Here is a 22564-nt window from a genome sequence, read left to right as displayed (position 1 = left end):
TAGAAAAAAGCTCGTGAATTTTTTCAGGAGCTTATTTCACATTGTTTTTTGTCCATTCAGTAGCAGCATTGAGAATCTTCTGATTAAGAGATATAAGCTTTGGTTTATGCGCAAAAGTTTCTTCAATTGCTCTATTAAATGCATCATCTGACAGTCGGGTTCTGCCTATAGCCAGCATTACTCCCAACATAGCTGTATTTGCTCCTTTTTTGGAGCCTGCTTCCATTGCTATTCTGGTTGCAGGTACTGATATTGAAGTTACTCCTTCAGGAACGATAGCATCACAGTCTCCAACAGTAGAATCATAGATTATAACTCCGTCTTTCTTCACATCCTTTGCAAACTTTTCTAAAGAGGGACGATTGAAGGCAACCAGGATATCGGGCTGATAAACTACCGGTGAGCCAATGGAGCTGCCTGAAATTATTACAGAGCAATTTGATGTTCCTCCTCTCTGCTCGGGACCATAGGAAGGATACCAGGAAACATGAAGCTGTTCATCACAGGCTGCACGGGCCAGTATTAAGCCCATGCTAAGTACACCCTGCCCTCCAAAGCCTGCTATTTTAACACCAATCTGGTCAAAATCTGGAGTATCCATTGAATCCATTGAAGAATCATGCTCCAGATCAAATATACTGTCAAGCGCTTCTTTTGAAAAATCGCTTTTGCCTCTTATAATTGGCTGTACCTGCTCAGACAGATCTCGGAAGTTCTTGAGAGGAAATTCTTTTTCCACCTCTTCATTTATGAACCTTATACTCTGTTCACTGCTTTGCCTAAGATTTGTAGGGCAAGCTGCAAGAAATTCCACAAAAGTATATCCTTTCTCCTCTTTCTGAACCTGCAATGCCTTTTTTACAGCTTTTTTAGCTTTTTTTATGTGAGATATATCTGAAACAGAAACACGTTCAATGAATACAGGTGCTTTCAGCTCATTCAGTAGCTCTGCCATGTGCAGTGGATATCCGGCTTCTTCTGCACATCTTCCCTCAGGACAGGTAACTGTCTTTTCACCTATCATAGTAGTTGGTGCCATCTGCCCGCCAGTCATTCCGTATACTGTATTATTAACAAAGAAAACTGCAATTTTTTCTCCGCGATTGGCTGCCTGGATAGTTTCATTCAATCCTATGGATGCAAGGTCTCCATCTCCCTGATATGCCATAACTATGGAATCATCCCTTGCCCTGGACATTCCAGTACCTACAGCAGGAGCCCTGCCATGTGCTACCTGTAGATTTCCACAGTCAAAATAATAGTATGCAAATACTGCACAGCCTACAGGACTAATCATCACACTGCGATTCTGTATTTCCAGTTCATCCATTGCTTCAGCTATAAGCTTATGGATAATACCATGCCCACATCCAGGACAGTAATGAGTTGCAGTAGGAGCAGCGCCTCCTTTGCGTGTAAATTCAGCATACATTGAATCCGGTCTTTTAAGGACTTTTTCAGTCATTTTATTCCTCCTTACCTGCAACTTTATATATACAATCCATTACCTCATCCAGTGTAATAAGATTTCCACCCATTCGGTTAACAAGTTCAACCGGTCTTGTGAATCTGGTGGCCAGGATAATATCTTCTTTCATCTGTCCATTGCTCATTTCTACAGAAATAAAAGTACATTCATGTGAATCTGCTATTTTCTTTAGTTCTTTTTCAGGGAATGGGAATAGCGTCTTTGGTCTGAACAATCCTACTTTCAGCCCTTCTTTACGTGCAACATCAACTGCAGACCTGCAAATACGGCTGCTTATTCCATAGGAAACCAGTACTATGGACGCATCTTCAACATGGTATTCTTCATAATCCACTTCTTTATCCTTAATTAACTCATATTTTTTTTGTAGCTGGAAATTGAATTCTTCAAGCTGGTCGAAATCAAGGAATATAGAACTCACCAGGTTCTGCCGGGTTTCTGCATTACCGCATACAGCCCATGAAGTATCCGGTTCAGGTTTGACTGCAGTTTCCGGGAACTTTAGAGGCTCAACCATCTGTCCAAGAACTCCGTCTGCAAGCACAAAGGCAGGATTGCGGTACTTGAAGGATAGTTCAAATGCTTTTATTGTCATATCACACATTTCCTGAACTGAGTTGGGAGCAAGAACAATATTTCTGAAATTCCCATGGCCTCCTCCTTTTACTACCTGAGTATAGTCGCCCTGTTCCGGTCCAATGTTTCCAAGTCCTGGACCTGCTCTCATTATATCAACTATCACAGAAGGAAGTTCTGCTCCTGCCAGATAAGATATTCCTTCCTGCTTTAGACTGATACCAGGTCCTGAAGAAGCGGTCATTGTTCTATGACCGGCAGCTGCTGCTCCATAGACCATATTTATTGCAGCTTCTTCGGATTCCGCCTGAACAAATTTTCGCCCTAATTTTGGAAAGTGAGCAGATGCTTCATGAAGTATTTCACTTGCAGGAGTTATAGGGTAGCCAAAGAAACAGTCACATCCTGCATATAATGCACCGATTATAACTGCAGAATTACCTTTGATCAATTGTGTCGCCATAAGTAGATCTCCTGAATATTACTTTTCCTTGATTGGTATATGCACTTCTATTGCAGACGGTTCAGGACAGGTATAATAACAATTTCCACAACCAGTACATCCTGTCCCCGAATATACAATGTAATGATAGCCCCTTTCATTGAGTTGGTTACTCAATTCAAGAACACTTTTTGGACAATCAGGAACACAACGACCACATCCTTTGCATTCAATTATATGTATTACGGGGTATGGCTCTTTAGTATCGGATTTTGCTAGCATATTATAACCCTTGCTTCATATCTAAAATTTACATGCTTTTCAATTCATCTTTCCTGGAACTTTCAGAATCATGTTCACGTATTTCCACCCTGCGTATCTTACCGCTAATTGTTTTTGGTAACTCATCTACAAATTCTATGACACGTGGATACTTGTAAGGTGCTGTAACACTTTTCACATGTTCCTGGAGCTCTTTTTTAAGTTCGTCATCCGGAGTATATCCTTTAGCTAATATAATAGATGCCTTAATAATCTGTCCCCGGATCTCATCCGGCACACCTGTTATAGCACATTCCAGCACGCAGGGATGTTCTATCAGTGCACTTTCTACCTCAAAGGGTCCAACACGGTACCCGGATGTTTTGATAATATCATCCGACCTTCCTACAAACCAGTAATATCCATCTTCATCCATCCATGCCATATCACCGGTATGATAATAACCATCATTCCACACTGAATTTGTCTTTTCAGTATCTGAACGATAGCCGCAAAATATTCCAATTGGGATACCATCTCTGGTATTGATGACAATTTCTCCTTCTTCACCAGCACCACATGGTTTTCCTTCAGGATTCAGCAGTTCTATGGTATATTCAGGAGATGGTTTACCCATTGAACCTGGTTTTGGTTCCATCCAGGGATAAGTAGCAATTGTGACGATTGTCTCTGTTTGACCAAAACCTTCCATCAGCTTAATGCCTGTATACTTATAGAACTTTTCATACACTTCAGGATTTAAGGGCTCACCTGCAACCACACAGTACTTTAAGCTGCTGAAATTATAATCATCCAGATTTTCCTTGATCAGGAATCTATATATTGTAGGCGGAGCGCAAAATGTAGTTACACCATATTTTGCAGCTTTCTCAAGCATATTCTGTGCATCAAAACGTTCATAATCATATACAAATACAGCACTTCCACATATCCACTGACCATAAATTTTACCCCAAACACACTTAGCCCAGCCTGAATCTGCAACAGTATAATGTAGTCCCTCATCTTCCACGTTCTGCCAGTATTTTGCAGTAATTATGTGACCAAGAGGATAGGTGAAATTATGTTCAACCATTTTTGGAAGCCCTGTAGTTCCCGATGAAAAATACATCAGGGATATATCTTCATTTGAAGTTGCCTGGTTACCGACAGGGCGATCAAATTCAGATGACGCGTTACCTATCTCATCAAGAAAATCAATCCATCCAGCCCTATTGCCCCCAAGTGATGCTTTATATTTTACGATCCCATTGGTATTATTGTCTGCCTGATCAATATGGTCGAGCAGTTCATTCTCACTGACACTAACTATCATTTTTATATTACCACGTTCAAACCTGTATTCCAGATCTTTGGAAGTTAGCATGTGAGTGGCAGGTACAGCTATAGCGCCTATTCTGTGAAGTCCAAGAAGACAAAACCAGAATTCATAGCGGCTCTTTAATGTCAGCATTACATTATCGCCTTTCTTAACCCCTAACTTACTGAATACATTGGCCGCTTTATTGCTGTATTCTTCGAGTTCTTTGAAAGTAAAGAATTGTTCTTTATTATTATCATTGCACCATATCATAGCCAGTTTGTCAGGCTCTTGATTTGCATAAACATCAACTACATCATAAGCAAAATTAAAATTTTCTGGAACAATTATCTTAAAATTATTCTTAAAGTCCTGATAAGAATCAAAATCTGATCTGTTTACAAACTTATCCAACATCGAAGACATATTTTTTTCACCTGGGTTATTAAATTAAAATTAGGCTTTACCATCGATTTCCTGCTATTTAATTTATGTTTATAGCATTATCTAATTGTTCTTACATGATACATTTACAATATTACACTAATAAATATGAAAAAACACAAATTAATTTGTAAAAAAAAAGAATTATATTATTTATATCTTTATATTCGATTCAAAATAATTGCATGAAACTACCAGTCGATTCATTTAACTTTGTCAAATTACCAAATAGAAATTGATAAAAGTAGACAGTATAACATGGTATCAATTTTCCTCAAGGTCGCTGATTCACAGCTGCAGAAGATATTCATTCTCTCTTAACCATTTCTTTCTCTTTTCATAATCAGGCAATATAGCTTTAACTGAATTCCAGAATTTGCGGGAATGATTTTTATGTTTCAGATGACATAACTCGTGCACTATCAGATAATCAATTACATCAACTTTGGCCATAATGATCCTCATATTAAAGCTCAGCCTGTTCTGCCCGGAGCAGCTGCCCCATCTGCTTTTCATGTATTTTATTTTTATAGAAGCAGGCTCTGAATCAAAGAATTTGAGATAGTATTTTATTCTTTCAAAGATAGTTTTTTCTGCTTCTTTTCTGTAAAAATCAATGAGAAGATTGCGGATAAAAACACTTTGGCCATATCTGGAGATTGTAGGAGAAATCGATACAATAAGTTGATCATCTTTAATCTCAACTATTCCTCCCTCTGAAGTATTAAAGTCAATCTTCAATGAATAACTCTGACCTTTCAGCAAAAAAATTTCACCATCAACAAACTTCTTTTCATGATTTTTACTCATCTGAGATGAGCCGTCAAGATTTGAAATGATCCATTTTGATCTTTGATTTAGCAGATCATTTACCTGTTTTTCTGAAAGGGATTGTGGTGCCCTTACAATAAGATGATTGTTTGCATCTATTTGAAGCCCGATTGTCTTTTTGCGGCTGGAAAATATCAGTTCATATTCTATGGTTCTGTTTTCAATTCTTATGGAGGGCATTGTTATATTTACTGTAATGTTTGAATCTCAAATAAGTATTATTGTCAAATAAAAATTAAAATGCTGTATGATAAAAAGCAATACTTAGTTTTTCAGTGTAAAACCGCCAAAACCCACAAAGCCAGTAATCTTCAGGTCAGGTTTTTCTTTATCTGCATTAACTACGGACCTTTTATCTTCAACGCCACCAAGAATGGGGAATACATCAATGTTAACATTCCAATTTTCAGGAACTATGATCTCAGTACCTCCAAAAAGAACAACTATCTTTATTTCACTGGTATCCTTAACCTCTGCCAGTTTCAGATTGAGTTCTGCTCCTCCAAAAAGAGTAAAAATTTCTCCCCCTTTAAAATTATTGGATGTATTTATATTTTCAACTCCTCCCAGAATTGAGCGTATTTTGGTTCTATCACTGTTACTTCGATCTTCCTTTTCTTCAGAAGAGAAGCGCAATTTTCTGATCAGTATCCACAACCCAGCCAGAATAATTAACAATGGCCACCAGTCCTGAATAGTGTCCACAGTTACTATTTCCAGAACAATTAGCTGAAAGGTTCCAAACAATACAATCAAAAAGAAGGGGGTTCCCACACGTCTAAACCTGCTTCTTATAAGTATATATATTCCAAAAAGAACAAATAAAGAAGGAGTATAGATCAATAACTCTCCGGTATCATAAATACCGGTTGTCCTAAGAAGAAGAAGCACCCCTATTATCAGTATCATTAAACCAAAGCTAATTTGATAAGAGATTTTTTTCATACCAATAACTCCTGAATTTGATATAATTAAATTGATCTTTAGTTATAAACAACTTCTAAAAACCATGATCTCAAATAGAGATATAAATTACATTTTCATAGCCAATGTGAATTTATCACACGCCAGAGTTCATCCATCTTTTCCAGTGGGGTATTCAATGGAATTTCACAGCCTGTAGATAATATAAACCTGTTTTTATCAGCATTGTTAAGACAACTGTCCACTTCAAATTTAATATCTTTATCCGAATCAGAGAAAAATACACCAGGGGTAATATTTCCCATCAGGCAGATATCTTTATTCATCATATTTCTCAGATCGTTGAAACAGTACCTCTGCTTGCAACCCATATTTTTATGATTGTGCAGCTTTTCACATTCAACCCCATATTTATTTTTCAGAGATTTGACATCTCCAAATGCAAAATTTAATGCATCAGGTTTTAAATCCATTTCCTGATCATAAAATGCATGAACTGCACAGTTGTGAGAGATGACATAACCATGGTTTTTCTGTACATGGGAGTACAGTTTTTTTGTATAATAAGTCCCGAATTCGTTTGCCATTTCCGGACTGAACAGATCAGCTGTACTTCCCCCATTTTCTACAAAAACACCATCTGCACCCGATTCAAGCAGACAGTCCGCAAACAGGATACAGCTGTGGGTCAGAATATCAAGGAGTGAATGGAAACTATCGGGATTCTGAATAAGATCATAGTACATCTGATCTCCTTTAATTAACTGATGTGCAAGCATTAGAGGAGACATCATTGACCCTGCAATAAAAACTTCATCTCCGATTTCCTTTTTAAGAATAGAGATTGCTTCTTTAATGGTCTCAATTCTCTCCGAGCTGTTAATGATATCAGGATCAACACCTGCAAACTCATCCGCAGAGTTTAATGCATATTCAGCTATTACTGGATAACCATTGGACTTTAACTTTATTTTCGTTCCAAGAGCTTCAGCTTCCACCAGCAAACAACCCCATGGAGCCATCACATTGTCATGATGGTACATTTTCCTTGCAAGTATCTGTGCCTGTGCAATACCAGAAGCAGATCTATATACATCATCCATTGTGGCATCCATCTGTCTTAGAACATTATTTCCAGCCCCAAACCATAGATATCCATATGGAACTCGATCCGTTTCCTTTCCGTTGAGAGCATTGATAAATCTCTCTTTTGAACTCATTTCGTCTATCATTTGCAACATCTTCTATTGTGAATAATTGCAGTATAACTATAATAAAACTATAGATGGACTGGTATATATGACCTTATATTTCAGGTTTTATTGGATATGATTCTGCAAATTACATGATATCATTGCTTGCATTCTTCCCTTTGCTGCATATACTCCTCATAAAACATCTGCACCATAAGGACAAAGTACATAAGAAGTAGCGGACCGATTATGAGTCCTATTAGTCCAAACAGAGAAACACCAATAAAAATTCCAAGTAAAGTAATAAAAGGATGGATCTGCCCTATCTTATGACCAATAAATGGTCTTATCAAATTGTCAACGTTACTTAATATTATCCCAAAAATAAATATTCCAAGCCCAGCTATATAATTCTCCTGAATTATCAGAAATACACCCGCCGGGAACCACACAAGAGTCGGACCAACAACAGGTAGAATTGAAAGAATACCTGTTATGAACCCCCAGAAATAAGCACCTTCAATATCAAATATCAGGAATGCAATAATCAACAACCCACCCTGCACAACTGCAACTACACCGGCTGCAATAACTGTGGTATTAACTATTTTTTTGAATTCATTAAATAATTCTGCCACGTGTTCATCATGAAATGGAACAACACGATAGATGGTTTTCATCACACTTTCTTCACTGACCAGAAGGTAATAAAGAAGAAAATACATTATTGTAAGAATTATTCCAATATGGAACAGACGCTGGGGGATATCCATCAAAAATGCGGTAATAGCTCCTTCTATATTTCCAATTTGTTCATTTACAGTTTCCTGAACTCCCAGTTGAGGAAACATTTCATCAATTACAGCAACATAATCAACAACAATTGATATGTTTGCAATCGCATACTGAAATTCGGCAGCCACCATTTTTACCAGGAAATAAGAAGGAAAAATAACCAGAACAATGGTTGTAAAAAGTACTACCAGAGCTGATATTTGTTTTCTGATACCAAGCCTGAAATGAAGAAAAGTAAATAGAGGTTTGAATAAAACAAACAAGATAAACCCTCCAAAAAAGGCATTGATATATGGAAGCAGTGCATAAATAAGAATAGCAGCGATTATAACCACCGATACTACAGCCAGAATCATCCTGACCTTTCTTTCATCAAGTTGTCTGCTATCCATATTCATGTGATCACCGGTATATAAGATATTAACATATTAATTCTACTTTAATAAATATACATCCCAGTATAACTAACTAGCTTCGAACAATTTTGAGATAAAACAATATTCTCAGGCTTTAGTAATACAATCATATTTTATATCTGCTTTTACAATTTCAGGGACCTGACCATATATTCCCATCTTATCGTCCTGTATCAATACCGCACCTTCTATATTTGGTACATTCAACACTTCAAATGCAGTTTCAATATTTTCGGAATTGATATCTGTGCTGTTACCAAGCGCAGTAGCTGCAGAATCCGCCAGAGACACATTATCAGAAAATACAATAGCAGCATCTGCAAAACCAAAACTTATGGAAGGTCCAACTGTTCCTGAAGAGGTACAAACACCTGTTATTTTATCTTTTGGCGGGATCAAGAATGCAAGATTTTTGAATTGCGATTGGCCTGCATAGACCCCAATCACAACTTCTCTATCATTTACAAGAGCTATATCTCCTCCATTATCTACTATTGCATAAGTAGCACCCTCATCAATCATTGATTCAACTGCAAGAGAAGAAATTGTACCTGCTATGGCACTCATTGGACCAATGCTCATGATATTTCCTGCCTCTGCAAGCCTTTTGACGATCTCCGGTGCATTCTCAGGAACATCGTATGGTTCCATAGCAATTTTAAAATATGGCTCACTATAGATAAATCTCTCAAGCAGATCACGATGGGATATAATAGCTTTTTTTGCAGCATCGATGTGTGATCTTTCATCTGCGATTATTGTAACAGCAGTTTCTTTTATCTGGAAGTACTCTTTCATAAAATTTTCATCTCTCAAGAGTTAAAGCATCATGAGGACACATCTGAATACATGTACCACATTGAATACATTTTTCTTTATCCACCTTGAGCTCCCATTCATCATCAAATGAGAATACATTCACAGGACATACAGATATACAGGCACCACAATCCACACATTCTTCCTCATCATGTATGATAGGCGTATCAAGAACAACCACTTCTGCTCCACGATTTGTCAAAGCTTTTTTAATACGAATGAATTCATCATCTGCAACATCAGCTACAATTTCTCCTCTTGTAGAATCGAAATGTGCCTGAGAAATGTTCAGCAGAGTTCCAGTCTCTATGATAGATTCTGCAACTATGGGCTGTCCAACAACATCCGATGAAATGTTAATTCTGATTTTCATAAATTCCCTCTCCTTGCAAGAAGTTTACTGATATCATCACTTGTGATTATACCAATCACACGTTTTTGATTATCTACAATAGGCAATGCAGAAACAAGATTCTGATCAAGGCGATATGCAGCAATATCAATTGCTTCATCCGGTGTAGCAGTAACCACATTGCGGGTCATAATATCCTCAACAAAATCAAATTTTTTCTGGGCAACAGCTTTTGAAATGTCCCAGGAAGTCACTATACCCACAATTACATTCTCATCAGAAACCACTGGAAGGTGATTGAATGAACAGTCCATTATTTTCTTTGCTGCTTCATATGTACTGGCACTTTGCCTGATAGTTACCACAGAAGTGGACATGATGTCTCCAACAAGCGGATTTACGCTTGTCTGTTTCATGGGTTTTGAAAAGCCAGTACTGGATAATCTATCTACAGGCATACTTACAAAAAATTCTCCACTTGAAATAGACTGCTTCAACTGCCTTGATATTTTTCTTGCTGTTCTGAAACTGGAAAGTGAAGAGGCAGGAACTTCTTCTCCGTTTATATCAATTGATCCCGATTTCAATTCCCCGTAGGATACCTTACGTATAACAGGTCTATTACGGCTGGGTACCCCATAATCAAGTACATTCGTAATAATATCATCATCTGTTACTGCAGTTGCCCTGGCTATATCCTCATTGAGCACAGGTATTGGGACACCTATTCCAACATAAAGGGAAGTACCGTAGCCAGTAAATGTTGCTGCTCTTATGTATTCAGGATCCATGCTCTTCATATCTCCCTGTACCATCAGGGTTCCAAAATTATTTGTCGGATCATGCTGTGTTCCATTTCCTGTAATATAACCCTGTCCGCCTCCAAGAAAGATTCGAGTTCCAGTTCCGATAGTTTCATAATTGGGATCATTAAATAGCGGGGACAGAACACCGGCACCTGAAAATGTCACATTTCCATTATTCGGTAGCAATACACCCATATATGTGTTAAGAGTGCGATTGGAGCTGTTAGTGGCAACATTGTATTTCTGGTATGCGTTGCGGGGATTTAACATCGTTGCCTGATTAAGATCATCTATCGTAATAGTGGTATCCAGAACTTTCCTGGGATAACAGTCTGTACCATAAGCAGTTGCATGAACATCAACGGATTTTCCGCTTATTAGATCTTCTATAACATGTGCTCCTCCGTATTCCATACCCTGTGAAATAGATAACTGTGTAGCACCAATATATGCATCCACTGCTGCAACACCTGTATAGGCCTCAACATCATTAAGCCACACCTTTTCCATTTTAATAGGAGGATCAGAGTGTCCCAGATTCAACCAGGCTCCTGATGAACACATCGCACCGAATGTACCGGTTGTAACAACATCAACTTCCTTTGCTGCATTCTCTGCACCAAGCTCCCTTACAATATCAACCATTTCTTCTGCAGTTACTACATTGACGTTTCCATCTCTGATCTTTCTATTGATATCATGGATTGTTTTTTTTACCATATTGAAGTCCTCTCCAGGTAACAAACATACGAGATATTACAGTTAATTTCCAGTTGATACCTTTAATTGTATCAAATATCTCATACTGATTATGAATTAAACAGACATCCTTTACTTAAATTCTAATACAATAAAAATACTTTCAAATATACATAGCAATATTATTCAATCTGTCTATCTACTATTGCCAGGCAACATGACGTGAACTGTTGTTCCAACCCCTTCCACACTTTCGATCCACATCTTTCCTCCATGAGCTTCAACAATGTTCTTACATATATACAGTCCCAGTCCAGTTCCTCCATATTTTCTTCTGATAGATGCATCAACCTGATAGAATTTTTTAAACAGGTAGGGTATCAGTTCATCAGGAATGCCTATTCCACTATCAGAAATAATGATATGTAAACTACCTTTATCTTCTGAAGCAGAAATTGAAATCTTTCCTTCCTCAGGAGTAAATTTTAGAGAATTATCCAGTATATTGATGAGCATATCTGCCAGTTTTTCTTTATCTCCAAAAACAGGCGGAAGATCTGAAGATACTTTCTTTTCGATCTTCATATTCTTGGACTTTGCCTGCAATGAGATATCTTCTATAACCTCATCAATGAGGATCTGAATATTTACCTTTTCAGATTTATACTCCACTCCCTCCCCTTCTGCAGCACTGATAAATAACAGAGAATTGACCATTCTCATAAGTCTTTCAGAATTACGTACAATCTTGGCTAGAGAATTTTTCTGTCCATTGTTAAGAGTACCAACCGTTTCTTCATACAGAATTTCTGCATATCCTTTGATGGAAACCAGTGGTGTCTTTAGTTCATGGCTGACATTGGATAAGAACTCATCTTTCATTTTGTCAAGCGATTTGAGTTCTTCATTTGCCCTTGCTAGTTCTTCGGTATATTTTTTCAGCTCCTCTTCAGCCTTTTTTCTTTCTGTAATGTCCCGTATAATCGCCATATCTGCAGGCCTATCCTCATGCTCAATAAATGATGCATTGATCTCAACAGGGACATATTCTCCACTTTTAGAAATAAGTTCTATTTCATACTTATTAGGAATATTTGGATCTTTTTTTATCCTTTTTTCATATCTTTCCAGAACCATATCCCTGTATTTTTCAGGTATAAACGATGACATGGATTTGCCTGTGATTTCTTCTTTAGAATATCCCAGTATTTCAGCCATCTTGTTATTTGCAAATTTTAGTATATAGTCCTGAAGAATTACAATTCCATCATTGCTTTTCTCCACCAGGCTCGAGTATTTTTGCTCTGATGCCCTGAGTGCATCCTCTGCCTTTTTTCTTTCACTGATATCTCCAATAATTCCAACTCCGCCAAGAAGAGAACCGTCTTCTGCAATATTTGGGCTGAAATCAGCCTTTATTGGTGTATATTTACTTCCCGTAACAGCCTGATAATATCCTTCATAATGTCCAGGCTTTCTGGAAAATACAGCTTCAAAAGCTTTCCTCATGCTCTCGTCCTTAAGGGATCGAATCATATCAAACCCAATGATTTCGTCTTTTGATATTCCCAGAATATCAGCAAGTTTTTCATTGCAGTGTGTTACAACTCCATTTGAATCAAAATGAAAGATACCCAGTGGTGAATTTTCAAAGATCAATCGATATTTTTTTTCGGAATCTTTAAGAGCCTCTTCAGCCAGTTTTCTTTCGGTAATATCAATAATTATCCCCTGATAATATACAGGTTCACCATGCCGATTTCTGACAAGCATTGATCTTTCAGTAACCCAGCGTATATCAGATTGTTTGGTAAGTATCCGATATTCCTTTGTAAAATACATCTGGTCCTCAATTTCTATTCTTGAAATATCTGACCGGACTTTTTTTACATCTTCTGGATGAATTATATCTCCATATAGTAGTTTTCCTGATGTGAATTCATCTGGCCTGTATCCAAACTGGGAAATGTTTTCAGAAACGTATTTTACCGGCCAATCCTTTTCAGCACTCCAGAGAAAAGCTACTACAGGACTATTTCTATAGATAGATTCCAGTGTTTTTTCAGTTTCCGGTTTAACTTTTGTGATTTGTTCTTCAAGGTCCTGTCCGGTAACATCTTCAACTGTTCCTATCATTCCCGTATAGTTACCGGTATCTCCAATGAGAGGAATAAGTACTCCACTCTGGTAGATCAGATTGCCGGCAGGAGTGGTCATTGGAATTGCCCGGTATCTAGTTATTTCCCTCGAATATTTTGCTCTAAGGAACATTTCTCTGAAATGACCTTCATCCTGGAGTACATTTTCATCAATATAGTTCATGATCTTTGAACCAATGATTTCTTCTTTTGATATTCCAGAAATTTTTTCCATAGCATGGTTGAAGTAAACAATCAAATCGTTTTCATCAACAGCCCATATTCCCGTCAAAATATGATCTAATATCCTGTCAGATAAATTCTCAATATTTCCATTTCCCTTGTTGCTTGATTTTTTCATGATTAATGTCCATGAGATTTTTTAGTAACATATCCATTCTTATAAACAATTATGAATATTCAGGCAGATCAGGTATACTTTTTTAGGGTTATCCAGAATTTACTTCCTTTCCCCTTCGGATTATCCTCAACCCCATACTCTCCTTTATGAAGTTCAACAATTCTTTTTACTATAGCAAGCCCCAATCCCGTTCCTTTCACTCCACCTTTAGCAGCTCTTTTGAACCGATCAAATATATGCAATTTATGTTCATCGGGAATACCCACTCCTTCATCTATCACCTGAACTTTCCAGTAATCGTCTTTATCAGCTATTTCAATCAATATCTTACTACCTTCAGGGCTATATTTGATGGCGTTGGACAACAGATTCGAGAATACATCTTCAATGACCTCATTAGCCAAAGCATAACATTTCTGAGTGGAAATAAATTCAACATCCATATTCTTTTGAGAAATATCTTGCTCAAAATTCTCAATTACATCGTCAATTAAACTGCAGATATCAATCTTTTTAAATTCAATATCATCCATGGTTTCCAGACGTGCAAACTCTGAAGCACTTTCTATCATATGAATGATTTTTTTATTGTTGTTCCTTATTTTCTGCAGAATCTCGATCTTTGTTTCATTATTTTCCATTTCCAGAACCGTTTCTGTAAAACCGTCGATTATTCCTGCAGGGTTTAGAAGATCATGTCGAAGAATATCTGTAAACAGATCTTTTAGCTCATTTGAGCGCTCAAGCTCATCAGCATACTTTTTCAGTTTCTTCTCTGCCTGCTTTCTTTCTGAGATGTCTCTGCATATTGAAAGAATTACAGATTTTCCATGATACCTGAAATGGCTGGTACTCAATTCTGCAGGGAAAGTAGAGTTATCCTTACGCACATGAACAACTTCAAATACCGAATGTTTATCATCTTTTGCTTTTTTAATCATTTCATAAGCAGTAAGAGTACATTCTGGAGAAATGAAATCTTTAATATTCATTTTCAATAATTCATCTCTTGCATATCCAAGTTTACTGCAGGCTACTTTGTTCACTTCCAGAAAATTGCCATCAAGATCATGTAATAGAATAGCATCATTTGCATTTTCAAAAAGAGCCCTGAATTTTTTTTCAGATTCTTCAAGTGCCTTTTCTGCTTTCTTGCGTTCAGTTATATCAATTATTATACCCTGAAAATGAATCGGTATTCCATCTTCATTACGTTCTATCAGAGATCTTTCAATAACCCATCTTACTTTTCCCTTTTTGGTTAATATTCTATATTCCTGAGAAAAGAACGTTTTTCCTTCAGATTCATATCTTGCTACTTCATTCCTGACCTTATCAATATCTTCCGGATGAATTAGATCACCATACTTGAGATTTCCAGACATTAACTCTTCAGCAATGTATCCAAACTGGGATATGTTCTCAGAAACATACTTTACAGGCCAGTCCTTTTCAGCACTCCAGAGAAAAGCTACTACAGGACTGTTCCTATAAACGGATTGCAGTTTTTTCTCCGAACTTTTTTTTGAGCCAAAAAATTCCTTTTCATTCTGACAGCTCTTGATGTTTTCAAGAACGCCAAAAAATCCACTATAATTGCTATTTTCATCAAGATAGGGTATCAACATACCACTGCCATATAGATGGTTTCCAGAGGTGGTCTCCATTGTCATATTTTCAAATGGAATTACCTGAAGCAGTGTCTTTACCTTTACTGCCAGTCTATCATAATATACAACTCCATTTAAAGACTGTTGAGATAAATATTTATCAAAAATTCCCATAGATCTATTATTATCTTCAATACCAAGAAATCTTTTCATCGAGCTATTAGCAAAAACAACAGATCCATTTTTATCAACCACCCATATACCATTCTGCAGGTCTCCAAACAGTAATTCACAAAAATCCCTGATTTTAATATTCATAGTTCAGTATCCCCAAAATTCAACATCTGACCCTTGCATCGGTAAATATGGCTTAATAAAAATGTTTTCTTATTAATAATTAGACCGGATATTGATAAAAAGATAACGCCGTTTTTACAATACTTGTTTCTATAATTTTGGTTATGTCAATAAATTTATTTATCTTTATAACCTATAGCAGTAAATCCTGTAAAATCTATTAATCCAAATACATTGACTATCTTCCAAACGGTGATTTTTTTGACAAGGGTGCTTGCAACAGGTACATTTGATATTTTACATCCGGGACATGTGCACTATCTTACTGAAGCAAAAAAGCTGGGAGATGAACTATTCGTAATTGTTGCATGGGAATCCATGATCAAACATAAGCCCAGACCTATAATACCTACAAAACAGCGCGTAATGATGGTAAATGAACTAAAAGTTGTTGACAGAGCAATTGCAGGAAGTAAGCATGATATATTTGAACCACTAAGAAAAATTAATCCAGACATCATTGCATTGGGACATGATCAGCATTTTGACCAGCAGGAACTTGAAAAAACACTGAAGGAAAAAGGGTTTGATATAAAGGTTGTTCGTGTTTCTAAATTCCGGGAATGTGATATTTGCAGCAGTGGTAAGATTATTAAAGAAATCATTGACCGTTATTCAACTGACAAATGATGAAGGATAATAAAAAAAGATTTGTAAGTATAGAAATAAATCAAGAACTTTAAAGAATGCTTTCAATTCTTTCTAGAGCTTCATGTATCCTTGACTGAGATGTTGCATAAGATATACGGATAAAATCTTTTCCACTTTCTCCAAAAGCAGATCCTGGCGTAACTGCCACATGCGCTTTTGACAACATCTCTTCTGCAACCTCATCACCGGTGCCGTAATCGCTTACATCAGCAAATGCGTAAAATGCACCGTCAGGCTTTTTGCATCTGATTCCCAGCGAATTCAACCCATCTAACAGAATATCACGTCTTGTCCTGAATTCCCGGACCATTTCACTTACAGGTTCCTGATCACCTGTAAGTGCTGCTACTCCACCATACTGGGCAAATGTTGTAGCACTGCTTACAGAATGCGAATGAATTTTTAACAGGCCTTTAAGGATCTCAGGAGGGGCACATGCATACCCAAGCCTCCAACCAGTCATTGCATAAGCTTTTGAAAAGCCATTTACAGTAATGGTTCTCTCCTCCATGCCATCCATCGATCCGATACTTACATGTTCTCTTTCATAAATTATCTTTTCATATATCTCATCAGAGAGGACAAACAGGTCATTGTCTATAGCTACATCTGCAATCTGCTTAAGCACATCCCTATCATATACCCCGCCTGTAGGATTACATGGACTATTTACAACTATGATGCGGGTCTTTGGTGTTATGTATTCAGATACATCTTCAGGCATAAATCCATTATCGGGATCTGTTGGAACCCATACGCTGTTTGCACCTGCAAACTTGACACATGGATCATAGGAGACCCACGCTGGATCAAACAGAATCGCTTCATCATTATCATCAAGAACCGACATCATTATCTCAAAAATGGCCTGTTTTGCTCCTGGTGTTACCAGGATATTGTCTTCAGTTACATCAAGCCTGTTTTCAGTACAAAGCTTTTCTGCAATTGTTTTTCTAAGTTCCGGAATTCCCATTGAAGGTGCATAATGGGTTGCTCCATCAAACATGGCTTTTGATGCAGCATCACAAATATGCTTTGGGGTATCAAAATCAGGCTCCCCCAGACTAAAACTTATTACATCTGCCCCCTGTTTATTTAATCTGTTTGCAATGTTTGCTATTCGAATTGTTGCCGATTCTTCCATTCGCTTAAGCCTTGTAGATGCCATCAAAACCTCAAAATGCGTGATAATATATATAATTATAGTCTCTGTACAAGCTTAACAGCCGCTTCCACAGCCCTCTTGGCATAATCCACTCTCTGATGAGCTTCCATACGGGTCATTCCAGGCCCTGCAATCCCCAGAGTAACCGGTTTATCGAATTCCAATGACAGGTCAATGATTTTTCTGGAAGCGTGCTGCACTACGATTTCATCATGCTCAGTAACACCTTCTATAACCATTCCCATTGTTACTACCGCATCAATATCATTTCTCTTACATAGATTCTTGATTGCAAGAGGCATGTCATATACTCCTGGTACAAGAATGGTATCTACTACCTCAGCTCCCAAAAATTTTGCATGCTCCTTTCCAAGTAATTCCATCTGATATGTAAGGTCTCTATTAAATTCAGCTACAACAAATCCCAGTTTTATTGACATAAACTATCTCCAAATTTCGCTATTTATTGGTCAACTAAATAAGTTTTTACATTCCAATTGAACCTACATCCTCAAAGCCCTGACGTTGCCCAGTTCCAGCCTGTTTGACCAGTTCTTCAGGCTTAAACAGCAGCTTGACAGCATTTAATGCATGTTCACGTGAGCGTTTTTCCATCAGATATGCAAGTTCTTTGTCGCTACCTGCTTCATTTTCATGAACAAATACTTCTATTATGTGCCTGTTGGTCATAAGCTGGGCCTGGATCAAACCGGTGGAAGCTTCATGGGCACATACCTTATCAATATCCTTTGAACCCGGCATTCCCAGTGCAATCACAAGATCACAGTCCTCCTCTTCGATCAATTTCTTACTGGCAACCGGAAGATCCTTTATTCCAGGTACAGTCACACGTTTAATTCTTGCTGATACGTGTTGTTTAATCTCATCGACTACTGCACTACCCATGTTAAAACGTGCAAATGTAGTATCAACAACCCCTATAGTTTTCATATATATCTATAATTGAATAATTTCTGTTATAAAACTTTATCCAAAACATCAGAAGCAGCTTCTATTCCTGCACCAAAATCCGTTATATGACCATGCTTATGAAGAACAGTTTCAAGTGACTGCAGAGTTGTTAGCAGGCTGTTTGCATTTATATTACCCATATTTCCTATCCTGAAAATCTTACCGCTAAGGTGTGCCTGTCCACCAGCTATAATTATACCTCTCTCAAGCATTTCTCTTTTCAGATCATTCCCATTGATGGATTCAGGTGCCTTCATGGCCGAAACAGTATTTGAATATCCGCTGTATTCGTTTAATGACGGAAACATTTCAATGTCCATTGATTCCATTGCCTTCCTAACAGCCATGGCAAATGTCCTGTGTCTATTGATTCTTGCATCCATTCCCTCCTCCATTATTATATTAAGGGATTCCTGAAGTCCGTAAAACAGCGGTATAGCAGGAGTATATGGAGTCTGAGTTAGTTCTTTATCTGCACTTTTCTTATAGGCTTTAAGGTCCGAATAATATGGTACTGAATCTACACCTTCCATAAGATCAAATGCTTTTTCGCTTACAGATATCATCGAAAGACCAGGTGGAGCACCAATACATTTTTGAGACCCCACAACAGCAATATCAACACCCCACTTATCAACCATAACCTCATCTCCACCAATGGATGTAACACCATCCATTATAAACAGAGCATCATATTTTTTTGCAAGTTTGCCGATATCCTCTGCAGGATTTAAGATACCGGTGGATGTTTCATTGTGCACCATTGCAATTGCTTTTGCGCCTTCTGATAACTTATCTTCAACCAGATCAAGGTCTATAGATTCCCCCCACTCAAACTCTGCAGGAATGACCTTTCCATATCTTGAAGCTATGATCTTAAACCTTTCACCAAATTTACCATTTTCTACTGCAACAATTGAATCGTTTTTCCCTAAAGTACAACCTATTGCAGCTTCCATAGCAGCTGTGCCAGAACCACTTATAACAAAGATGTCGTTATTGGTATTGAATATCTTTTTCAGACTTTTCCGGCAGTCATCATAAATCTTTGAAAATTCCATACTTCTATGATTTATCATTGGCTTTGACATAGCTCTAAGAATACGTGGTGCTACCGGAACAGGCCCGGGCATCATAAGCAATTTATCTTCCAGATCCATATTGGGTTCACCTTCTGTTTAGAAAAAATTTAAATTAGACATTTGCTTGAATAGTAGATTTTTCAAATAATGATTAGGCATTCATTCTTAATGAGGATCTATTATATAATTTTAGCTAATCATTTCAATCTTGATCAGGAATGCAATAATTTCATGACATCGTGCTTGGTTATAACGCCCACAACAGTTCCTTTTTCCATAACCAGTACTGCATGACTCCTTTCAAGTATAGGAGACACGATTGAAATGTCATTATCCGGAGATACAGTCGGAAAAGAACCTTCCATAAGGTCAATTGATTTCATCTTTGAAATTGCCGAACTTTTCTTATCGGCCATAGATTTTACGATCATATCTTCAGATATACTTCCAATGGGAACCCCGTTAGAAATTATAGGAATCTGAGAAAAACCATATTCTTCCATCAAATGAACAGCCCGATCTACAGTATCCTCCGGAGATATATGAATAACCGGATAATGCATGACATCTTTTACCAGTATATTTTCATTTTCAACCTCTTCAAGAGCATCAAATATTTTTCTCAGGGTTGATAATCTGGGATCAACGTCTCCAGCTTCGATTCTTGCAATCAGTGGTTGACTTACACCAGCCCTTTTAGCAAGCTCATTTTGAGTCATTAGAAGTTCAGTTCTTTTTTTCTTGATAGTTTCAGGTGTGGGAAGTTGCATGTATATTACTGATGGTAATTATAAATATATAAAATAATTGGTGAATCTATAACTATACCAATGAATATATCCATTGCGTTTATTCTACAATAGGTTATGTCAATTATGTCAGTAAATTATAAAAAATTAAATCTGTTATTGATAATGAAAAATTATAAGTTGCATTAAAAAAATGATCTTCTAAGGATAAGAAAACCATATTCAGGCATAAAGTAGTTAATTCCCAGATAATCAGCTTCCAGAATGTCTCAATGTATAAAAGGTTTTTACTGTTGACAGAAACAAAATTTTCATCTGCCTTTAGTCTGGTGGGTAGTATTCCCTTTAAGGATCTTAACAAAAGGATATTTTGTTTCTAATTTTTGCATCTGGTACTTTTATGAGCAAATATTTGGATATTTTATTTACAGGAGGTTTTAACTTTGAAAGATGAACAAAAAGGGCTTACCTCATTCTCTGAAGCTGCAAAAACACCTACATTCCTGATCTCTTTATTTCTAGCAGGCAGCTTTGTTCTAGTTGGTGTTCTGTTTCCAGAACCTTTCGGAGAATATATGGATTTAACTTTTACATGGATGGTAGACAGTCTCGGCTGGTCATTCATACTTGGAGGAAGTATTTTTCTTGTTTTGATTGTATATCTGATGTTAAGTCCGCTGGGTGAAATCAAGCTTGGTGGAGATTATGAAAAACCGGCTTATTCCAACATGGCATGGTTTGCCATGCTTTTCAGCTGCGGTATGGGTATAGGTCTATTATTCTGGGGTGTCTCTGAACCAATCTGGCACTACATGTGGCCACCCCACGGGGAGGCAAATACTGCAGAATCAGTTCACATAGCTATGAGGTATTCATTTTTCCACTGGGGATTCCATCCATGGGCTATTTACTCAGTGGTTGCCGGCTCCCTTGCATATTTTTCATACAGAAAAGGATTACCAATGCTACTGAGTTCCACACTGGAACCTATCCTTGGACGGAAAGGTATTGAAGGTGGTTGGGGTGTACTTGTAAATACCATTGGTGTTCTTGCAACCCTCTTTGGAATAGCTACAACCCTTGGTCTGGGAGTCATGCAGATAGGAGCTGGACTTGAAGAATTATTTGGTTTTGTAAGTACACCAGATCTATGGGTTTTGATAATAGTTGTTGTTACTATTCTGGCGGTCATATCTACCTCAACCGGAATAGACCGGGGTATCAAGTGGCTAAGTCAGCTCAACCTTACAATTGCTGCTCTTCTTTTAGTCCTGATATTCATTGTTGGTCCTACACTGTTTATTCTGGACATATTCACCCATTCTGTAGGGGGTTATCTGCAAAACCTTTTGCAGATGTCTTTCTGGATTGACCCTGCTGCAGAGGGTGCTGATGGATGGAGTGCAGCATGGACAATATTCTACTGGGCATGGTGGATTTCCTGGGCGCCCTTTGTTGGTTCATTTATAGCCCGTGTTTCCCGGGGCCGGACAATTAGAAGTTTTGTTGTAGGCGTGATGCTTGCACCTACTGCTGTTGGTATGGTCTGGTTCAGTGTCTTTGGAGGTTCCGCACTTTATATTGAGCATTTCGGAGCAGCTGGTATTGCTGAACTGGTAGAAATTGATTCTGCATTAGGATTCTTCAGTGCGCTCAGCCATTTTCCATATTCTAGCGTACTCATTGCAGTGGCCATGATTTCAGTTGCTATCTTCTTCATAACATCTTCAGACTCGGGAACTTATGTGATCGGTATGCTTACATCCAAAGGAAATCCAAATCCACCACTTATACTCAGGATAATATGGGGTAGTCTTGAAGGCGCCTTTGCTGCGGTTCTACTTCTTGCCGGTGGACTGGAAGCGCTGCGAACCGCTTCGATCATTGGAGGATTTCCATTCATGATCATAATGGTCCTGATGCTCTATTGTCTGCTGAAGGCTCTCTATATCGAGTTACATGAAGAATCATTGCCAATGGAAAGAGCCAGACTGAGAGCAACTCTAAAAGAGATCCGGGATAAGGCGGAAAAAAAGGAGGCAGAGGAACAATGAATATGTTCTGAATAAACAATCATATTTCAGAATCAATCTTAGAGATTATCTTTGAGA

At 37.6% G+C, this 22564-nt stretch carries 20 protein-coding genes; 2 read left to right on the top strand and 18 right to left on the bottom strand.

Annotated features, from left to right (window positions below; translation table 11 throughout):
• Positions 1-31: 31 nt before the first annotated feature.
• From MZHIL_RS04590 to MZHIL_RS10200, 13 genes are all read right to left on the bottom strand, one after another.
• The gene (locus MZHIL_RS04590; RefSeq protein WP_013898205.1) at positions 32-1465 is read right to left on the bottom strand and encodes a 2-oxoacid:acceptor oxidoreductase family protein; all 1434 of its coding nucleotides are present in this window, start codon (positions 1463-1465) and stop codon (positions 32-34) included.
• Between the two features lies 1 nt (position 1466).
• Positions 1467-2528: a 3-methyl-2-oxobutanoate dehydrogenase subunit VorB gene (locus MZHIL_RS04585; protein ID WP_013898204.1), complete on the bottom strand. Its 1062-nt coding sequence runs from the start codon at positions 2526-2528 to the stop codon at positions 1467-1469.
• Between the two features lie 18 nt (positions 2529-2546).
• A complete protein-coding gene (locus MZHIL_RS10280) occupies positions 2547-2789 on the bottom strand; it encodes a 4Fe-4S dicluster domain-containing protein (protein WP_013898203.1) in 243 nt (80 codons plus the stop codon).
• A gap of 28 nt (positions 2790-2817) precedes the next feature.
• A complete protein-coding gene (locus MZHIL_RS04580; RefSeq protein ID WP_013898202.1) occupies positions 2818-4515 on the bottom strand; it encodes an AMP-binding protein in 1698 nt (565 codons plus the stop codon).
• Between the two features lie 306 nt (positions 4516-4821).
• Entirely contained in the window at positions 4822-5544 is a 723-nt protein-coding gene (locus tag MZHIL_RS04575; RefSeq protein ID WP_013898201.1) for a M48 family metallopeptidase, read from the bottom strand.
• An 84-nt stretch (positions 5545-5628) separates the two neighbouring features.
• A complete protein-coding gene (locus MZHIL_RS04570) occupies positions 5629-6309 on the bottom strand; it encodes a LiaF transmembrane domain-containing protein (RefSeq protein ID WP_013898200.1) in 681 nt (226 codons plus the stop codon).
• 95 nt (positions 6310-6404) lie between these two features.
• Entirely contained in the window at positions 6405-7520 is a 1116-nt protein-coding gene (locus MZHIL_RS04565) for a methylcobamide--CoM methyltransferase (RefSeq protein ID WP_013898199.1), read from the bottom strand.
• A 119-nt stretch (positions 7521-7639) separates the two neighbouring features.
• Entirely contained in the window at positions 7640-8674 is a 1035-nt protein-coding gene (locus tag MZHIL_RS04560) for an AI-2E family transporter (protein ID WP_013898198.1), read from the bottom strand.
• A 105-nt stretch (positions 8675-8779) separates the two neighbouring features.
• Positions 8780-9490 carry a UPF0280 family protein gene (locus MZHIL_RS04555; protein WP_013898197.1) on the bottom strand — a complete coding sequence of 237 codons (711 nt, stop codon included), beginning with the start codon at positions 9488-9490 and terminating at the stop codon, positions 8780-8782.
• Positions 9491-9497: 7 nt separating this feature from the next.
• On the bottom strand, positions 9498-9884 hold the full coding sequence (locus MZHIL_RS04550; protein WP_013898196.1) for a 4Fe-4S binding protein: 387 nt from the start codon (positions 9882-9884) through the stop codon (positions 9498-9500).
• Positions 9881-11389 (bottom strand): homocysteine biosynthesis protein, encoded by a 1509-nt coding sequence (locus MZHIL_RS04545; protein WP_013898195.1) that lies wholly within the window; start codon positions 11387-11389, stop codon positions 9881-9883. Before MZHIL_RS04545 ends, MZHIL_RS04550 begins: the two co-directional genes overlap by 4 nt.
• Before the next feature lie 174 nt (positions 11390-11563).
• On the bottom strand, positions 11564-13867 hold the full coding sequence (locus MZHIL_RS04540; protein WP_013898194.1) for a PAS domain S-box protein: 2304 nt from the start codon (positions 13865-13867) through the stop codon (positions 11564-11566).
• A 68-nt stretch (positions 13868-13935) separates the two neighbouring features.
• Complete coding sequence (locus MZHIL_RS10200; protein ID WP_013898193.1) at positions 13936-15795, bottom strand: PAS domain S-box protein; 1860 nt, start codon at positions 15793-15795, stop codon at positions 13936-13938.
• Positions 15796-16035: 240 nt separating this feature from the next.
• Between MZHIL_RS10200 and MZHIL_RS04530 the strand changes: the two genes are divergently transcribed.
• Positions 16036-16464: an adenylyltransferase/cytidyltransferase family protein gene (locus MZHIL_RS04530; RefSeq protein WP_013898192.1), complete on the top strand. Its 429-nt coding sequence runs from the start codon at positions 16036-16038 to the stop codon at positions 16462-16464.
• Between the two features lie 49 nt (positions 16465-16513).
• On the opposite strand, the gene MZHIL_RS04525 is transcribed toward MZHIL_RS04530, so the two are convergent.
• The 5 genes from MZHIL_RS04525 to MZHIL_RS04505 form a co-directional block, all read right to left on the bottom strand.
• Positions 16514-17653 (bottom strand): pyridoxal phosphate-dependent aminotransferase, encoded by a 1140-nt coding sequence (locus tag MZHIL_RS04525; RefSeq protein ID WP_013898191.1) that lies wholly within the window; start codon positions 17651-17653, stop codon positions 16514-16516.
• A 32-nt stretch (positions 17654-17685) separates the two neighbouring features.
• The gene (gene ribH / locus MZHIL_RS04520; protein WP_013898190.1) at positions 17686-18090 is read right to left on the bottom strand and encodes a 6,7-dimethyl-8-ribityllumazine synthase; all 405 of its coding nucleotides are present in this window, start codon (positions 18088-18090) and stop codon (positions 17686-17688) included.
• 46 nt (positions 18091-18136) lie between these two features.
• Complete coding sequence (gene ribC, locus MZHIL_RS04515) at positions 18137-18601, bottom strand: riboflavin synthase (RefSeq protein ID WP_013898189.1); 465 nt, start codon at positions 18599-18601, stop codon at positions 18137-18139.
• Between the two features lie 26 nt (positions 18602-18627).
• The gene (locus MZHIL_RS04510; RefSeq protein WP_013898188.1) at positions 18628-19782 is read right to left on the bottom strand and encodes a pyridoxal-phosphate-dependent aminotransferase family protein; all 1155 of its coding nucleotides are present in this window, start codon (positions 19780-19782) and stop codon (positions 18628-18630) included.
• 134 nt (positions 19783-19916) lie between these two features.
• Positions 19917-20474, bottom strand: coding sequence for a CBS domain-containing protein (locus MZHIL_RS04505; RefSeq protein ID WP_013898187.1), 558 nt, complete (start codon positions 20472-20474; stop codon positions 19917-19919).
• Positions 20475-20896: 422 nt separating this feature from the next.
• On the opposite strand from MZHIL_RS04505, the gene MZHIL_RS04500 reads away from it, so the two are divergent.
• Positions 20897-22507, top strand: a complete 1611-nt coding sequence (locus MZHIL_RS04500; protein ID WP_013898186.1) for a BCCT family transporter — start codon at positions 20897-20899, stop codon at positions 22505-22507.
• The last annotated feature ends 57 nt before the right edge of the window (positions 22508-22564 follow it).

Source organism: Methanosalsum zhilinae DSM 4017 (genome assembly GCF_000217995.1).
Taxonomy (GTDB): Archaea; Halobacteriota; Methanosarcinia; order Methanosarcinales; family Methanosarcinaceae; genus Methanosalsum; species Methanosalsum zhilinae.
This window is presented reverse-complemented; position numbering and strand designations above follow the sequence as displayed.

Excerpts from the sequence above, each read along its gene's own strand:
- MZHIL_RS04525 (WP_013898191.1), bottom strand. The coding sequence starts at position 17,653 with ATGGCATCTACAAGGCTTAAGCGAATGGAAGAATCGGCAACAATTCGA.
- MZHIL_RS04545 (WP_013898195.1), bottom strand. The coding sequence starts at position 11,389 with ATGGTAAAAAAAACAATCCATGATATCAATAGAAAGATCAGAGATGGA.
- MZHIL_RS04510 (WP_013898188.1), bottom strand. The coding sequence starts at position 19,782 with ATGGATCTGGAAGATAAATTGCTTATGATGCCCGGGCCTGTTCCGGTA.
- MZHIL_RS04505 (WP_013898187.1), bottom strand. The coding sequence starts at position 20,474 with ATGCAACTTCCCACACCTGAAACTATCAAGAAAAAAAGAACTGAACTT.
- MZHIL_RS04565 (WP_013898199.1), bottom strand. The coding sequence starts at position 7,520 with ATGATAGACGAAATGAGTTCAAAAGAGAGATTTATCAATGCTCTCAAC.
- MZHIL_RS04555 (WP_013898197.1), bottom strand. The coding sequence starts at position 9,490 with ATGAAAGAGTACTTCCAGATAAAAGAAACTGCTGTTACAATAATCGCA.
- ribC (WP_013898189.1), bottom strand. The coding sequence starts at position 18,601 with ATGAAAACTATAGGGGTTGTTGATACTACATTTGCACGTTTTAACATG.
- MZHIL_RS04585 (WP_013898204.1), bottom strand. The coding sequence starts at position 2,528 with ATGGCGACACAATTGATCAAAGGTAATTCTGCAGTTATAATCGGTGCA.
- MZHIL_RS10200 (WP_013898193.1), bottom strand. The coding sequence starts at position 15,795 with ATGAATATTAAAATCAGGGATTTTTGTGAATTACTGTTTGGAGACCTG.
- ribH (WP_013898190.1), bottom strand. The coding sequence starts at position 18,090 with ATGTCAATAAAACTGGGATTTGTTGTAGCTGAATTTAATAGAGACCTT.
- MZHIL_RS04570 (WP_013898200.1), bottom strand. The coding sequence starts at position 6,309 with ATGAAAAAAATCTCTTATCAAATTAGCTTTGGTTTAATGATACTGATA.
- MZHIL_RS10280 (WP_013898203.1), bottom strand. The coding sequence starts at position 2,789 with ATGCTAGCAAAATCCGATACTAAAGAGCCATACCCCGTAATACATATA.
- MZHIL_RS04580 (WP_013898202.1), bottom strand. The coding sequence starts at position 4,515 with ATGTCTTCGATGTTGGATAAGTTTGTAAACAGATCAGATTTTGATTCT.
- MZHIL_RS04540 (WP_013898194.1), bottom strand. The coding sequence starts at position 13,867 with ATGAAAAAATCAAGCAACAAGGGAAATGGAAATATTGAGAATTTATCT.
- MZHIL_RS04550 (WP_013898196.1), bottom strand. The coding sequence starts at position 9,884 with ATGAAAATCAGAATTAACATTTCATCGGATGTTGTTGGACAGCCCATA.
- MZHIL_RS04575 (WP_013898201.1), bottom strand. The coding sequence starts at position 5,544 with ATGCCCTCCATAAGAATTGAAAACAGAACCATAGAATATGAACTGATA.
- MZHIL_RS04590 (WP_013898205.1), bottom strand. The coding sequence starts at position 1,465 with ATGACTGAAAAAGTCCTTAAAAGACCGGATTCAATGTATGCTGAATTT.
- MZHIL_RS04560 (WP_013898198.1), bottom strand. The coding sequence starts at position 8,674 with ATGAATATGGATAGCAGACAACTTGATGAAAGAAAGGTCAGGATGATT.